This is a genomic window from Parasynechococcus sp. (assembly GCF_045559935.1).
Lineage (GTDB): Bacteria > Cyanobacteriota > Cyanobacteriia > PCC-6307 > Cyanobiaceae > Parasynechococcus.
In genome coordinates this window covers 696,894-712,217 of sequence record NZ_JBJLJL010000008.1, presented here as the reverse complement: position 1 = coordinate 712,217, position 15,324 = coordinate 696,894, and the positions used below count along the sequence as shown (strand labels likewise).

At 64.9% G+C, this 15,324-nt stretch carries 14 protein-coding genes; 6 read left to right on the top strand and 8 right to left on the bottom strand.

All coding sequences use genetic code 11. From position 1 onward, the window contains the following. Positions 1–10: 10 nt before the first annotated feature. Complete coding sequence (locus ACJ0G7_RS08110) at positions 11–1,924, bottom strand: DUF3604 domain-containing protein (protein WP_407395679.1); 1,914 nt, start codon at positions 1,922–1,924, stop codon at positions 11–13. Positions 1,925–2,249: 325 nt separating this feature from the next. On the opposite strand from ACJ0G7_RS08110, the gene ACJ0G7_RS08105 reads away from it, so the two are divergent. The 4 genes from ACJ0G7_RS08105 to ACJ0G7_RS08090 all read left to right on the top strand — a co-directional run bounded on the left by ACJ0G7_RS08105 (position 2,250) and on the right by ACJ0G7_RS08090 (position 5,649). After that, on the top strand, positions 2,250–3,080 hold the full coding sequence (locus tag ACJ0G7_RS08105; RefSeq protein ID WP_407395678.1) for a hypothetical protein: 831 nt from the start codon (positions 2,250–2,252) through the stop codon (positions 3,078–3,080). Next, on the top strand, positions 3,077–4,294 hold the full coding sequence (locus ACJ0G7_RS08100; RefSeq protein ID WP_407395676.1) for a dockerin type I repeat-containing protein: 1,218 nt from the start codon (positions 3,077–3,079) through the stop codon (positions 4,292–4,294). The genes ACJ0G7_RS08105 and ACJ0G7_RS08100 overlap by 4 nt, the downstream gene beginning before the upstream one ends. Positions 4,295–4,366: 72 nt before the next feature. Next, entirely contained in the window at positions 4,367–4,624 is a 258-nt protein-coding gene (locus ACJ0G7_RS08095) for a hypothetical protein (protein ID WP_407395675.1), read from the top strand. Positions 4,625–4,767: 143 nt separating this feature from the next. Next, positions 4,768–5,649: an NAD(P)-dependent oxidoreductase gene (locus ACJ0G7_RS08090; RefSeq protein WP_407395674.1), complete on the top strand. Its 882-nt coding sequence runs from the start codon at positions 4,768–4,770 to the stop codon at positions 5,647–5,649. 24 nt (positions 5,650–5,673) lie between these two features. On the opposite strand, the gene ACJ0G7_RS08085 is transcribed toward ACJ0G7_RS08090, so the two are convergent. After that, positions 5,674–6,411, bottom strand: a complete 738-nt coding sequence (locus tag ACJ0G7_RS08085; RefSeq protein ID WP_043693426.1) for a hypothetical protein — start codon at positions 6,409–6,411, stop codon at positions 5,674–5,676. Between the two features lie 58 nt (positions 6,412–6,469). Here ACJ0G7_RS08085 and murG point away from each other — a divergent pair, with 58 nt between their 5' ends. Beyond that, entirely contained in the window at positions 6,470–7,525 is a 1,056-nt protein-coding gene (gene murG, locus ACJ0G7_RS08080; RefSeq protein ID WP_407395673.1) for an undecaprenyldiphospho-muramoylpentapeptide beta-N-acetylglucosaminyltransferase, read from the top strand. On the opposite strand, the gene ACJ0G7_RS08075 is transcribed toward murG, so the two are convergent. Beyond that, complete coding sequence (locus ACJ0G7_RS08075) at positions 7,486–8,577, bottom strand: threonine-phosphate decarboxylase (protein WP_052378206.1); 1,092 nt, start codon at positions 8,575–8,577, stop codon at positions 7,486–7,488. The genes murG and ACJ0G7_RS08075 overlap by 40 nt on opposite strands. A gap of 50 nt (positions 8,578–8,627) precedes the next feature. Here ACJ0G7_RS08075 and ACJ0G7_RS08070 point away from each other — a divergent pair, with 50 nt between their 5' ends. Continuing rightward, positions 8,628–9,422 carry a pentapeptide repeat-containing protein gene (locus tag ACJ0G7_RS08070; RefSeq protein WP_407395883.1) on the top strand — a complete coding sequence of 265 codons (795 nt, stop codon included), beginning with the start codon at positions 8,628–8,630 and terminating at the stop codon, positions 9,420–9,422. Positions 9,423–9,428: 6 nt separating this feature from the next. On the opposite strand, the gene ACJ0G7_RS08065 is transcribed toward ACJ0G7_RS08070, so the two are convergent. The 5 genes from ACJ0G7_RS08065 to ACJ0G7_RS08045 form a co-directional block, all read right to left on the bottom strand. Then, positions 9,429–11,648, bottom strand: coding sequence for a hypothetical protein (locus ACJ0G7_RS08065; RefSeq protein WP_407395672.1), 2,220 nt, complete (start codon positions 11,646–11,648; stop codon positions 9,429–9,431). 110 nt (positions 11,649–11,758) lie between these two features. Beyond that, positions 11,759–12,457, bottom strand: coding sequence for a hypothetical protein (locus ACJ0G7_RS08060; protein WP_043693439.1), 699 nt, complete (start codon positions 12,455–12,457; stop codon positions 11,759–11,761). Then, positions 12,454–13,134, bottom strand: a complete 681-nt coding sequence (locus ACJ0G7_RS08055) for a PilN domain-containing protein (RefSeq protein ID WP_407395670.1) — start codon at positions 13,132–13,134, stop codon at positions 12,454–12,456. The genes ACJ0G7_RS08060 and ACJ0G7_RS08055 overlap by 4 nt, the downstream gene beginning before the upstream one ends. Then, positions 13,134–14,066 carry a hypothetical protein gene (locus ACJ0G7_RS08050; protein ID WP_043693446.1) on the bottom strand — a complete coding sequence of 311 codons (933 nt, stop codon included), beginning with the start codon at positions 14,064–14,066 and terminating at the stop codon, positions 13,134–13,136. Before ACJ0G7_RS08050 ends, ACJ0G7_RS08055 begins: the two co-directional genes overlap by 1 nt. 53 nt (positions 14,067–14,119) lie before the next feature. Next, positions 14,120–15,322, bottom strand: coding sequence for a quinone-dependent dihydroorotate dehydrogenase (locus tag ACJ0G7_RS08045; protein WP_407395669.1), 1,203 nt, complete (start codon positions 15,320–15,322; stop codon positions 14,120–14,122). Between the last annotated feature and the right edge of the window lie 2 nt (positions 15,323–15,324).

Below are 15,324 nucleotides of genomic sequence, written 5' to 3'. Positions count from 1 at the left end.
GGCCTGAACCTCAGGAGGGGTTGTACCAGATGGGACTGGAGTAGGCCCGCTCCTGACTGGTGTAAGGCGCGTTGTCCGGCATCTCGTCGTAGAGATTGAAGTTCTTGCGGTCGTAGGCCAGCCAGGTGGGCGTCGGGATTTCCAAGACACGCACGTAATAGAAGGCCTTCTGGCTGGGATCAAAAGAGGGGTCGGTCCAGTGGGCCGTGAGGTTGGTGGCGCCGATGCTGTTGGTGTAGGTCGCCTCTCGAACATTCACGCTGGTGCCAACGGACGGAACCTTGCCGTCAGCGCCGCGGGTGCGCTGGTCGGCATCACTCCAGGAAACGTCAAACACCTGCTCGTGGGTCTTGCCGGCGTCATCCAGCCAACCTTTGACGATCTGAATGCGATCGAGATTGGCGCCATCAGGATCCTTGCGGGCCTGCACCAGCAACGACGGAACCTGGCCGTCGGCGGCCGCCATCAGATCACCACCCATGGGAACCCCTTTGGCGCAGGCGGCCGACGCCCAGTCAGCACCTTTGATCTCATCACCGGTGTAGTCGTAGCCGCCGTAGACCCGCACGGTCAGGCGGGTGCCGCTGGTGCCGAACACCTCTTTGCGGGCCATGGCATCCCAGAGGGCGGTCCGGGTGTTCCCGGACGCCCAGACCCCTGCCAGGCCGGAGGCCCCCAGCTGCAGGGCGGTGAGGTCGAGGGAGGCATCCTTCGCAGACTTGATCAGGACGTCTTTCCAGCGCTCCGGAATGGGTTCAAGGGCCGGTGACTTGCCCCACCAGTTGTCCTCCGCGGTGGAGGGCAGCGAGGAGTGGGAATCCGTTGAGCCGACCATGCCGAACTTGAACGGGTTCACCCCAAGCTCCTGCTCAAGCTTCAGGCCGCGGCGCAGGGCAGCACGGGCGTATTCGTAGGGGATCATCTCCGGCGTTGTCGGCTTGATTCCGCCGAGGTTGGAGTTATCGACGATGTTGAACCCGGCGAACTCATCCTCCGGAGACAGCAGGGGGTGGGTCTCCCCGGTGCCCTTGGCCTGCGTCACCTCGATCAGCGGCTCGAAGCGCTGGCGCATCCGCGCATAGTCCGCATCGATCGCAACACCGGTTTTCTGGTGCTGCGGCAGGAACATCGTGCCGCTGGAGAGGTTGCCGTTGTGGGGGATGGCCAACACACGCCCACCGGTCTGTTTCTCGTAAGCCGCCATGAAGGCCCAGAGATCCTCAGCGTCTTCCGAATCGAAGGCGGAGAACGGAAGGATCTTGTCCGTCAGGGTTTTGTCATCCCGGAAGATCACGACACGGTGGAGGTTGCCGCCGCCGGGTTGGCTGGTCCACTCGTAGCCGATCAGGCTGGTGAAGGTGCCGGGGTCGTTGTAGCGCTCGGCCACCGTGTTGTTCATCTGCCAGACATTGGTCATGTAGGCGTCGTTGGAGATCAGGGCCTCAGATCCCTTGGCCATCCACTGGACAAGCAGATAGAAGGCTTCCCGGCCCTTGCCCGCCTTGAGCAGGTCGTGGAGTTCCTGACCCAGCGACGACTTGAGCAGTTCCGGGTTGGAGGTCTCGAGGCCCTGGGCGAGGCCAAGGTTCTCGGAATGGTCGGCCACCACCAGGAAATCAAGTGGGCGCTTCAGAGCCGCCTTCTGGCCGGTGTTGCTGGTGACGGTCTCACCGCGGGCAAAGCGATAGGCCTCGTCCAAGCCCAGCTTGGTGCCGGCCAGACCGGCATCCGGCGACAGGGCCGTGTGCAGGTGGGTGTCACCGAAATAGGCACGGTTGCCGCTCATGCACTGGGCCTCCGGACCGGTGCGTGCCGCTGCCGAGGCCTTGCTGCCGAGCCCCGCCCCAGGATCATTGCCGCAGGCGGTCAGTCCGGGGAGCAGGGCGATGACGCCCGACAGCAGAACACCAGGAAGACGTTGCATCAGCAGCACCGGAACCAGAGATGAATTCAGCTTCGGAGTCGAGACAGCACAGTGACAACCGAAACGGGATCCAGCAGGCAAAATCTCAACCGATTTGGACGAACTCAGGGTCTCCTCGATGAGCTGTGCCGGGGCCAAGCAGCAGCCCAGGTGATCGAGTCAGCTCAAATCCACTTCGATCACACGGTTTCTGGCTGCGGGTGGTCTGCCTAGGTTGCCGGTATCGGCCGAAGCGCTCGCGCGACTCCCCCCATGAGCACTGCGATCATCATCGAAGGCGGCTCGTCGCTGAGCGCTGAGCAACTGGCGGCGCAATATCTCTTCAGTGACGGACGGGGTCATCTACGTCTCGTTCGATGAGACGATCAGCGCCACCTCCAGCAAACGCAGCTGGTGGGACTACGTGCTGGCCTACACGGATACCCTGATCGAACCGGAGTTCGCGGTTGTTCCGCTGGGTCACGCGAAAACCCAGGTGATCATCCAGGAGGCGCCGAGAACTGACCCCAACACGCCAAGGACAACCTTGGATGGCGAGAGTTCGGGTATCTACCGTTCCTCATGGCTGACCTACGACGACGGCACGCTCGAGCGCGGTGATCCGCAGGATTACACGATCGAGATTGCCGCCGATGCGCACCACGAATCCTCATCCTTCGCTGGATCGAGCGAGGCGGGTTGGACCGGCGTCGCCTTTCACGAACTGGGCCATGCTCTCGGACTCGAGCACCCCCATGAATCCGGTGATGGGGATGTCGATGCGGCGATCGATACCAACGGAACGGTGATGTCGTACGTCGATGCCATCGACTCCGACGGCAATCCCGCGTTCACACCCCTCGATATTCAGGCTCTCCAGCAGCTGCACGGTCAGGAAACAGGAGCCCGCTCCACCCCCGTCGAGGGCGTCAGTCTGCTGAGCGATTCCGGAAACCATGACTTGAACCGCACCTGGAAAACCCCCTCCCTGAGCGTTCAGTTCGAAGGCGGCAGCACCATCCAGGAACCCACGTCCGGAACGTCAACAGCCCGCCTGGTGTTCACCCGCTACGACGGCGATCTCTCGGAGGCCGCCTCGGTGCTGATCGACTTCGACCGCCATGAGGATCTCAACTGGGCTGGCAAGGATGGCAGATCACCAGGATTTCTTCCATGACGTCCTGCTGGACAACGCCGTCTTCGACACCGGCCTGCGCGCGGAATTCAGCCGCCGGGCAGCGAACGGTGTCCATCGAGATCGACATCGTCGCCAACGCCGACGCGGAAGCGGACGAGTGGCTGGACATCACAGCCCGGGCCAGCCGCGATCCGGATTACTTCCAGCAGGCCCCGAGCGAGCCGCTGCGCCTCACCGTCACGGAAACAGCCGTCAGCCGATCCTCTCTGGTGATCGATGCGCCCCGGACCACGCTCAGCGAAGGCGACGAAGCCTTTCTGATCACGGTCAGCGACAAGGCGGATGCAGGCAAAACCCTCTACTGGAGCGCCAGTGGAGACGGCCTGACCGGCCGTGACCTCGTCAGCGGTCAGCTCCAGGGCTCGGGAACCATTGACGCCGACGGAGTCTTCGTGTGGTCCCAGTCGATCTCCAGGGACGGGGTCGCCGAAAACCAGGAGACGATGAACGTGGCGTTCTTCCGTGATGCGGCGCGGACAAGCCAGCTCGGCTCCGCCACTGCTCTGCAGATCACGGCATCCGAAGCGGCCCCGACCCTGATCAGCTCACGTTTCACGCGAACCGGTGGGCAGGACATCCAGGTGGGCAGCCACTCGGGTCTTCCGGTCCAGCTCGCCAACCCTGGCAGCATCCGCAATCTGAGTGTGACGGTGCGCCATGACCCCGCGGCTCTTCTGCTCGACACCTCCCACCCCGTCAGCCTGGACCCCACGCTGGAGGAGGCTGGCTGGAGCATCACCGCCAGCCACGCAGACACCAGCACCCATCAGCTCACGGTGAACCTCAGCGGAACCAGCGACCTCCCGGTGGATCCCGTCACCAATCAGGCGACCCTGCTGCAGCTCAAGGCATCGGTGAACAGCGACGCCTCCACCGGCAGCACATCGATGCTGTCAGTCAGCGGCCAGGTGGATGCGGACAACACCCTCAACGGCTCGTCCAGCACCCAGCTCGTGGGACTGCTGGGGGACAGCGATGGGGATGGGAAACACTCCGTGTCCGACGCCATCTCAACGCTTCGGCACATCGTTGGGCTGGAGCACGATCTCGCTGCCTTCCCGGGTGTCGAGCCACGACTCGTGATGGATGTCAATGAAGACGGCTCCATCGGTGTGTCGGATGCGATCGAGATTCTCCGCAAGATCGTCGGACTCTCGGATGATCAGCGTCTCCAGTCGCCAACGCTGGCCTGAGATGGACCCAATCCGTGTCAACGCGTCCGACGCATCTCCAGAGGAGGCAGGCCGACCCGACGCCGAACCGGATTGATCACAGCCAGAGTAGTCGGCGCGAAGCTGCTGACGGGCACGATTCTTGTTCTGCCGGCAGATCCGGAAAGCATCTGCATCGTTGGCCCGGTTGATGCAGCGCTGCTCACTCCGCAGGATTCCGACCCGGCGGTCGAAGCTGCTCTGCTTCCAGGATCGCCTGGCTCTGAACAGCTCGTCGCGCTGCGCAGCGGGAAGACCGTTGTCGCGGCGCAGCGCCACGTCCGTTCCATCGTCGTAGATGTACTGGGCTGATGCCGGAGGCATCGGCGCAGCGATGGTGAGAACGATCAGGCCAAGGGGAGCCAGGGACGTCAGGCGCATGGGGAACCGCAGATCAATGGTTGTCAATGTGGCTGGATCACCCAGCGAAGATCTGAATGAACTCAGAGCAAGGCATGACCAGATCTGACCTGCGCGTTGGGATGGTGGGCCTCGGGGCGATCGGCCTGCCCATGGCGGTGAACCTGCGACGGGCCGGATTGGCCTTGAAGGTGCACACCCGCAGCAGAACTACGGAACAGCATCCGGACCTGGAGGGCAGTCAGGCCTGCAGCTCCGCGGCAGAGGCGGGCAGGGATGTGGACGTGCTGATCCTCTGCGTCAGTGACGATGCTGCCGTGGACTCCGTTCTCTTCGGTCGCCAGGGAGCCGCCGCATCACTCCCGAACGGGAGCGTGGTGCTCGACTGTTCCACCATCGCTCCCTCCACGGCCGTGACCGCCGCAGAGCGTCTGAGGCGACAGGGCGTGAGTTACATCGATGCCCCTGTGACAGGCGGCACCGAGGGAGCTCGGGCCGGCACCCTCACCGTGCTGGCCGGCGGAGACGCTGAGGCCCTGGAACGGGTGCGGCCTCTGCTGGAGATCATTGGCGGAACGGTTCATCACTTCGGAACGGTCGGGCGCGGACAGCAGGTGAAGGCCGTGAACCAGGTGCTGGTGGCAGGCAGCTATGCAGCCGTCGCCGAAGCGATGGCCCTGGGGACACGGCTCGGTCTGCCGATGCAAGAGGTGGTGGCGGCCCTGAGCAGTGGAGCGGCGGGATCCTGGGCTCTGCGCAATCGCGCCGACGGGATGCTCGCAGGGCGTTATCCCCTGGGATTCCGCCTGTCCCTGCATCACAAGGACCTCGGCATCGCCCTGAAGGAAGCAGACAGCGTTCAGTTGACGCTGCCCATCAGCAATCTGGTCCAACAGCAGGAGGCCGAACTGATCGGGCGCGGACATGGAGACGAGGACGTCTCCGCCCTGCATCGCCTTTTTGACTCGATATCGTGACGCCTGAGAAACGATATCGTTACGTCACTGATCCAGCTCTTGTTTGGAGCTGACCACGCGAACCCGTTTGGTCATGGTCACGACCCCGTCCGGATGCACCAGCATCGCTGCCCAGAACTGGGATCCCGGTGTCTGCGGGGCCTGAACGGTCTTGAACAGACCGCCACCACCCATCGGCTCAAGACGCAGATTGGGACGTGCCTGCTCCGCCACCTCCTGGGGAGTCAGCGGAATCAGCCCTCCAGCCACGATGGCCTGACCCAGGGGTTGTTCGAAAATCACATCAACGTCGTAGCGGCTGCCGGTGAGCACAGCATCGGGGATCTCAAGCGACACCGGCAGTGGCTGATCGCCACTGCGCAGCAGCGACTGTTCCTCCAGCAGCTGCTGGTCGAGGATCCGCCCGCCTTCGATGCTCAGAGCAAGACGCTGGCTGGCTTCCAGCCGGTAGCGAAGCCCATCGGCTTCTCCCACCCCATTGACCGTGACCTCGAAGGTCGGGCGTCCGTCCTTGAGGGAGTCCGCAGGGCGAACACTCCAGCGGGCTTCAGGAAACTCCTTGCTGAATCTCGCGTAACGACGCTCCAGATCCGACGACTGATCACCGGCGACCAGGGCGGCCAGATCGGCTGAATTGCCGCCGTTCAACACCTGCTCCAGACGCGGACCGAAACCATCTGCAGCCCGAGCCCCCTCAACGGACAACGCGACCATCGTTCCGCTGAGGATGGAGAAGACCGCTGCCCGAATCAGTGAACGCACCAGTCGGAACCATTCAGTGGGCCTAAGTTAAGTCGCGCATGGGGGGACGTCTGCCGTCATGACCCGGCTTCTGATCGCCGCCAGCGGCACGGGGGGGCATCTCTTCCCTGCGATTGCCGTGGCGGAAGCCCTGCCGGAAGGCTGGCAGGTGCGGTGGCTGGGAGTGCCCGACCGGCTCGAAACGCAGCTGGTCCCGGAGAGCATTCCCCTGACAACGGTTCGCGCAGGCGGGCTTCAGGGTCGCGGGCTCAACAAGCTCATTCAACTGATCCGTCTGATCGGCGCCATCGGTACGGTCCGGCGACTGATCCGACGGGAGCGAATCGAGGTTGTGTTCACCACCGGCGGGTACATCGCAGCTCCGGCGATCGTGGCCGCCCGCTGGTGCGGTGTTCCAGCCGTTCTGCATGAAGCCAACGCGATCCCAGGACGCGTGACACGACTGATGGGCCGGTTCTGCCGTGCGGTGGCCGTGGGGCTCCCCGTGGCGTCGGATCGCATTCCCGGCCATCGCCCGCTGCTCACAGGCATGCCTGTGAGAACTGCGTTTCTGGAGAGCCAGCCGCTACCGGACTGGGTGCCGATCAGCGACGGCCCTCTGCTGGTGGTGATCGGTGGCAGCCAGGGCGCGGTCGGGCTCAACCGCATGGTCCGCGCTGTGGTCCCGGAGCTGCTGGAGCAGGGATGCCGGATCGTGCATCTCACTGGTCGCAACGACCCTGAAGTCGGACAGCTTCAGCATCCGAACCTGGTGGAACTCCCCTTCAGTGATGAGATCCCCGGCCTGTTGCAGCATGCCGATCTGGCGGTCAGCCGAGCGGGTGCAGGCAGCCTCAGTGAGCTGGCCATCTGCAGAACCCCCTCGATCCTGGTTCCATTTCCCCAGGCTGCCGATGGCCATCAGGAAGCGAATGCGGCCTGCGCCGCTCGCACCGGCGGTGCCGTGATCGTGCACCAGCATGCCCCCGAGGCAACGGCACTGCGGGACACCATCCTCAGGCTGCTCGGCACGGATGCGGAGCTGCTGCAGGAGATGCGAACGGGCATGGAGAAACTGGCCGTACAGGACGCCGATCAGCGATTGGTGGACCTGCTCAGCAGCCTTGTGGACTGAACCCGACGCAAAGCCTCGACGATCCGACGGTTGCGTCTCCGCGTCTGCAGACCGATGCGCAGCCAACGTTCGCCCAGGCCACGGAATGAACCGCAATCCCGCAGCAGGATGCGATGACGCTGTTCCAGCTCCTGCCGCATCCACGCCAGGGAGTGATCGCCGTGAATCAGCAGGTAGTTGGCTGCGGAGGGAAGGGCGGAGACTCCATCCAGACGGCTGAGCTGCTCCTGCATCCAGGCCCCCTCGCTGGCCGTCCAGCGCTGGACCTTGGCGCACCAGCGGCGGTATCGCGCCGGATCCGAGAGCAACCTCTCCCCGACGACAGCCGCCACACCGTTGAGGGGCCAGGGATCACGCCAGCCCGCCCAGCGCTGCAGCCGTTCAGGGCGCGTGAGGACATACCCAAGACGCAGCCCAGCGATCCCGAACAGCTTGGTGAGACTTCTGACCACCACAAGGTTGTCGTGATCAGCCAGAAGCGGAATCAGCGACTGGCGCTCACCCGCCGGCACCAGCGGCAGGAAGGCCTCGTCGCAGATCACCAGAGAGAACCGCTGCAGCAGCGGTTCGAGCGAAGCGCGACTCCACAGCTGACCCGTTGGGTTGTGCGGATTGCAAATCCAGAGCACGGCCGCCTCCGCCGGTGATGGAAAACGTTGTGGGAAGGTCGCTGACCAGTGCAGCGGCAGGCTCTGCTCGCGGCAGTCGGCATTCCAGCAACGCAGGGCGCGCCCGTAATCAGCGAACCCCGGCGCCGGGAGAAGATTGACACCGGCGGCGGCGGCATCCCGTGCCACCCAGGTGAACAGCTCAGCAGCACCGTTGCCCGGCAGCACCAGATCCGGATCAAGCCCGTGACAGGTCGCGATCGCCTGTCGCAGTGCGGCATGGCTGCGATCGGGGTAGTCGCGGATCGCACCGAGCGGCAACCGGCCCAGCCACGGCGTCCAGGGCACAAGGGAGGCACTGGCATCGAGCAGCTCGGAGGGACGACAGCCCAGCTGCGCCGCCAGAGCCACCCGGTTTCCGCCATGGCGCAGGTCGACGCCCATCCCGACCCTCGATAGAACGCAGGGACGTGACCCCCTCACTCCATCCCACCATGCCGCTTCGAGGCTGCCTGCTCTCGATCCTGCTGCTGGGGGCTCCCGTGGCAGCGCAACCCACCGATCCCGGGGATCTGATCCGGGTGCTGCAGCAGCGTCATTGCCCGGACTGCCGGCTGGCTGATGCGGATCTGGTGCATGCGGATCTGCGTGATGCGCAGCTGGCCGGTGCCAGGCTGCAGCGGGCCAACCTCGGTGAGGCACGCCTGGATGGCGCCGATCTCAGCGGCAGCGATCTGAGCTTCACAAGCCTGAGGGGGGCCTCACTGCGTGGTGCGGATCTGCGTGGCAGCCGTTTGTACGGAACCGATCTGAGACATGCAGACCTCAGCGGCGCCCGCCTGGATGTCGGCGCCCTGGATCAAAGCCACTGGCAGGGAGCACAGGGCATCGATCGCGGCATCCGCAGCCACGCCTCCCTGCACAATGCGGGCGTTGACGCTGCCCTCTCAGGTCGCTGGATCGAGGCGGAGCAGTTGTTCAGCGCCGCCATCCTGCAGGATCCGCAGGAGGCGTTGAGCTGGGTGGCGCGTGGGCTCAGCCGCGGAGAGCAGGGCAAGCCAGATCTGGCCGGGCGGGACCTTGCTCACGCCGGAGTGCTTTTTGAGCAGCAGGGTGATCCGATCAAAGCCGATCAGCTGAAGCGGGCCAGCAGCCGCGTTCAGGAGCCCGTCGCTGCAGCCACTCCGGCTGGCAACGGACTGGGATCGGCACTGCTGGGGAGCATGCTGTCGACCGTTCAGACCCTGGCCCCGATCGCCCTGAAGGCTCTGATGCCGATCCTTCCCTGATCGGACTCAGGGGCGTGACTGCACCAGTTGACGGCTTGCGGAGGTGCCTGCTCGGTAGCCGTAACCGAAGCTGCCGCCCTGATCGTCATCGAGGATCCTGGGCGTGACGATGATCACCAGTTCATCCTTGACGCGCGAGGAGGCCGACTGTCGGAACAGCTGTCCGATCAGCGGGATGTCGCCGAGGATTGGCCACTTCTGCACCTGCTGACGGTCCTGTTCGTTGATCACACCGGTGAGGATCAGGGATTGCCCATCCCGCAGGCGCACCCGGCCGGATCTGAGCTTTCGGGCCTGGATGTTGAAAATCGCGACGCCCTGCTGCGTGCCTGCGGGAATCGGAACGGAGATCTCCGGATCAAGCGTCAGCGTCACGAAGCCGTTGTCATCGATTTTCTGAACCGACACGTCAACGGTCAGTCCTGCGTTCTCACGCGTGTTCTGAAACTGCGTCGAACCATTGGCGGTTTCCGTGGCATCCACACCCGTGATCACGCTCTGACCGGTCTCCACCTGCGCCTGCTCGCCTTCCTGCACGATCAGAGTCGGCTCGGCCAGTGTTTTGGCGCTGGAGGACGTGATCAGTGATTCGACGTAGGCATAGAACGAATCCTGTGGCTGCTGGAAACGGGACGGATCCTGACCCTCGACGTAGATGGGCCGGCCCTTGCTGTCCAGCACAGGCTTGAGTGCCGGAGCCGCCGCCGGATCGGTCGAGGGGACGTAGATCGGGCGACCGAATTGATCGAGACGGGGAACCAGCTCCGTTTCTCCCTCGGCATTGACCACCACCTGCTGCGCCTCAACGAACGGCGGATCAAAGACCTGCTGCTCCGCCACTCCGGCCGTCCCGGCGGCGTAGGTCCCCGGCTCCACGGGCCCGCCCTCCTGAATCAGGCCGGTGCCGGAACGGCTTCCCGGCCGGTATCGGCCGAAATTCATATGGGCCTTACCGCTCTCACTGACCACGTACTTGTCACCCATGCGCGCTGAAAAGGAAGCGTCGATGGTTTTGTCGTTGGTGAGCGAGACGCTGAGAATCTGCACATTCACGGCCACCTGGCGGTTCCGCAGATCAAGCTGCCGCAGATAGGACTCGGCGATGTTGATCAGGCCGGGATCTCCCACCAGCGTCACGGTGTTCAATCGCGAATTGGTCACGCCGCTGAGACCCACCAGAGGCCCGGTGGCGCTCCCGTAGGTCTCGGTCTCAGTGACCTGGTTGGTGGTTTGAGAGGCGGCGTTGCTGATCTGAGTGGCCCCCGCCGTTGCCGCTTCCCCAGTGGTGATCTGAATGGTCTTCACATGGGTCATCGAGGCGCCCATGCTGGCCAGGTACTGGGCGGCGCCCTCCACGTCGACCTGATTGAGCCGGAACACCTTGGACATCTGAGGCCCAAAGGTCTTGGCGGCCACTGATGTCCCCACCAAAAGCGTGCGGCCATCCATCTTTCCCTGCAGTCCGGACGCCAGCAGAACACTGTTGAGAGCCCGGTCGAATCGCTCGTTCCGGAAGGCCATGCTCACCGGTGTGCCACTGGCGTTCTCACCATTGCCACCGGCACCGTCTCCGACGAAGACGAAGCCGTACCCCCCCAGCCTCGCCAACGACATCAGCGCGTCCTTGGCAGGTGCATTGTTGAGGGTGAGCGACACCGAAGGCCCACTCACCTGCACGAAGCTGCGGTTGTTGATCAGCATCGTGCCGACGGCCATATCGCCCAGAGGAGGCGCCACGGCCCGGGGGCGCATCGGAGGCACGAAGCCAGGCTGGGCCACACGACCGGGCCGGGTCAGATCCAGACGACCGCTCGACTGCCCCGGACGCTGGGGGGACAGGCCCGTGAAACTGATGATCAGATCATCTCCGGAGGCTCTGATCTCCGGAGTGGAGAGAACCTGACCGGGACTTGCCTCCACCCGAAGCGTCGTCGCGGAACCTTCCGAACGCAGCTGAACCATGGCCAGCCCCAGGGACTGCATCGACAGCTTCTGAGCCGACCCGACAGCGCCAGCTCCCTCCCCGAGGGTGAGCACACCCTGCCAGCTGCTCGCCTGTTGACGCTGCTGACGCACCCGTGCGCCGGGACCGGCCCCGGAGATGATCACATCAAGACGTCCGTCGCGCTGCAGCAGCTTCAGCTCAGGCTGAACCGTCCCACGGGCCTGGGAGGCAGGACTGGCATTGGGCAGAGCGCTGACGCCTGTCAGCGTCACGCCGAGCATGACCGCCAGGGGCAGCCATCTCCGGGATCCGTTGAAAAGCACGCCTGAACGGAACTCCGGAGGGTGGTGTCTGCGCGGATGGTATCGATGGCACCGGCAGGCCACCAGCCTCAGGCCGGAGGTGGTGTCGAAGTCTGCTGATCGGCTTCAGCAGCGGGCTTCTCAGACTCCGACGATGGTTGGCGGTCATAGAAACTCAGCCGCAGGCCGAGGCTGATCTCCCCGTCGTCACGACTCTCCAGGGCAAGATCACTGCTCTCCACCAGCACCTGCAGCGTTTCCATGCGTTGCAGGAACCTCTGCAGCCCGTCGTAGGGCCCGAGCACCCGCAGGGCGATCGATGTTTTGGTGTAGCCCAGGGCCAGCAGCGGATCACCGGACGGCTTGGCTGCCTTCTCCCCCTGGCCGGCCTGTGGGGGAGGAGATGCTGCCGCTGCCTGCGAGGCCATGGGCTCATAGAGCTGGATGGCCACACCCGAGCCCGCCGCCTCGCGATTGAGCAGGGCCAGGAAGGTACGGATGCGATCACGTCCTGCGATCAGATCCACCAGCAGACCCTGCTGAAGCTGGGCACGACGCAGGGCCAGGGATGCCCCATCGAGCTCCCCCTCCAGATTGGGCAGCCGACGCTGGAGGGCCTGAAGATCCCCGACCCGCGTCTCCAGTTCTCCCACCCGCTGACGGGCGGGTTGCACCAGCAGCACCAGCACCGCGATGGAGATGAGGACACCGGCGACAGCAGGGACGCCGACCAGCAGGTGATCGCGACGGAGGAACGGACGGCGGGCTGCGGGGTTGAGATTGGTCACAGCGCCAGCCCGCGATCGCGCAGAAGGGCATAGCGGCGTGCCAGTCCGTCGGCACCGAGAGCACGAAGATCCTCCGGAGAGGTGCGTACCGCGGGATCGATGGCCACCTTCAGATTGAACGAGGTGAGCCCGTCCTCTTCTGCGGTCGCCTTCTGAACAACAGCACCATCGCTCAGCACCGCGGGCAGAGCCTCCAGATTCAGGGCCAGCGCATTGATGCGTTCGTAGGCGCCGGTCCCCCCTGCGCTGCGGGCCACGCCGCTGATGCTGATCTCAGACGGCTGGACACGCACCGTCTTCAACTGAACATCAGCAGGGGTGACCCGTTGCAACTGCGCCAGGAAGGCTGAACCGGAGCGCACCGACACCAGCTGATCGACGATGCGACGTGTGTCCGCCTCAAGGGTTGTTCGTTGCTGCGTCAGCTGCGCCAGGCGCGCCTGAGCGCGCTGAACGCGCTGCTCCACGGACGCGAGAGTGTCGACCTGCTGCTGGAGCGCCTGTTCCCGGGCCAAGAGCAGCTGATGCACAGCAAGGCTGGCCAGCACCACCACCATCCCCAGACCACCCCCGAGCAGCAGCAGCCCGCGGGCGGGACGCAGCGGAGGGGGCAATGCCGGCAGGCCGAGAGCGAGGCGATGCTCACGCAGCAGATCGGGGCGGAGGGGTTCGTTCATCAGGCCCGTTCCCCAGGCAGTGCTGAAAGGAGCAACTCCACCACAGGATCGAGCTCGGAGGAGTCCAGGGGATCCCAGGCCACCGGAGCTCCTGGGATCTCGTGATCCAGCCGGGTGTCACCCCTGGCCTGAACGCAGCGACCAGCCCATCCATCCCGCTCCTTCGCCGGAAGCGAGAGCCACCAGCCCAGCGGCGCAGCAGGGTTGATCTGCTGCCAGGCATCGACCACCTGCACCAGCTGCTCCCAGGCTGCAAGGGGGTCGTCGACGTCCAAGGACACGCAGCGATCCAGTTCGGGCACGCCGGCGCGGATCAGCACAAGCCGCAGACCGCGGCAGCTGTGCAGCAGCCAGGCAAGATCACCGGTCCAATCAGGACAGAACCGGTTCAGGGCGCGCAAGCCCGCACTGAGACACCAGTCCATCCGCCGCAGAGGCAGATCCGCCATCTCAACCACCTCGATCCAGGCCTGCACGGTCGGACGCGCCGCTCCCAACGCCAGAACAGCATCAGCACAGGGGGAGAGCGCCAGCACCGTGGCATCGGGATCGATCGACCACGTCAGTTCGGACAACAACTGGGACCGGTCCTCGGCCTGCTCAAGTCGACTCAGACTGGCCCCTTCGAGCACGCGCCAGTCGCAGGACGCCTCCGGCAACACCAGCAGGATCTCCGCGCCCAGGACGTCTGACTCAAACAGCAGATCGGCCAGCAGCTCCCCCATGGCTTCCCGCAGCAGGGGAACACCATCACGGCAGCTGTCCGGGGCCCAGTGGCCCAGTCGCCAGAACCAGGTCTGCCTGCGCTGCCAGCAGACCACCAGATGCTGATCGCTCACCACCGCCAGCACGGGCTGAGCCTTCAGCAGGCGCTGCACGGACATCGTGAAGGCCTGCAGCTGCGGAATCTCAGCGAAGGAGAGCAGGGCCAAAGGTGGCGCACCACTGCGGGCAGAGTATCGGCTGTTCAGCGGCTGAACAGGTGTCAGCCACTCTCCGGCCCGTCCTCACCCCGCCAGGCCAGACCGCTGCCCACCGCTTCGCTCACCGTGCGCAGGCCATGACGATCGAGCTGTTGCTGAAACCCTTCCAGGATGCGCGGCACCAGATCTGGACCCTGAAAAATCCATCCGGTGTACAGCTGGATCAGGGAGGCTCCAGCCGTGATCCGCTCCCAGGCGGACTCAGGAGAGTCGATGCCACCCACGCCGATCAGCGGGAGAGCGGGACCGGCTCCGGCCCGCAGACGGCGGATCACCTCGATGGCGCGCTGCCGCAGAGGGACGCCACTGAGACCGCCCGGCTCCTCCGCCAGGGTCCGCCCGGTCTGCACGAGGCGTCGGCGCTCGAGGCCAAGACGGTCGAGGCTCGTGTTGACCGCGATCACCCCTGCCAACCCCTCCTCGAAAGCGAGTCGGGCGATTCCGTCGATCGACTCATCCTCGAGGTCAGGCGCGATCTTCACCAGCAGGGGCGGGCAACCTGCCAGACGACGCAACCGCTCCACCAGCCGGCGCAACTGCGTGGTGTCCTGAAGATCACGCAGCCCGGGGGTGTTGGGAGAGCTGACATTGATCACCGCGTAATCAGCCAGGGGAGCCAGCAGCTCGAGGGATGAGGCGTAGTCGTCGGGCGCCAGGTCAAGGGGTGTGATCTTCGATTTGCCGAAATTGATGCCGAGAACGGCAGGACGCTGTCCCCGGGCCGGCAGAACCTGCCGGTTCAGGGTCCGGAGCAGAGCCTCAGCACCGTCGTTGTTGAAGCCCATGCGATTGAGCGCAGCCTGCTCCTCCGCCAGGCGGAACAGACGCGGCCGGGGATTTCCAGGCTGTCCGTGCCAGGTCACCGTGCCCACTTCAGCAAAGCCGAACCCGAACTGGTCCCAGATGCCGGCAGCCACTCCGTTCTTGTCGAAACCGGCCGCAAGGCCGACCGGATTGACGAAGCGGCAGCCGAACAACACCTGTTCGAGGCGCAGATCCCGGCGCTGCAGATCCATGGCCAGACCTGCCAGAACCGTGGAGACTCCCGGCCAGCGGCGCCGCAGACTCGCCTGAGCGAGAGCAGCCAGGGCCATCCTGGACAGCTGCTCGGCATCCATCCCCTCATCCCGGGCCAGCATCGGAGCCAGCCAGCGCCGATAGAAGGCGCCGCTGGTGATCGATCCTGCTGACGGTGATGGAGCCATTC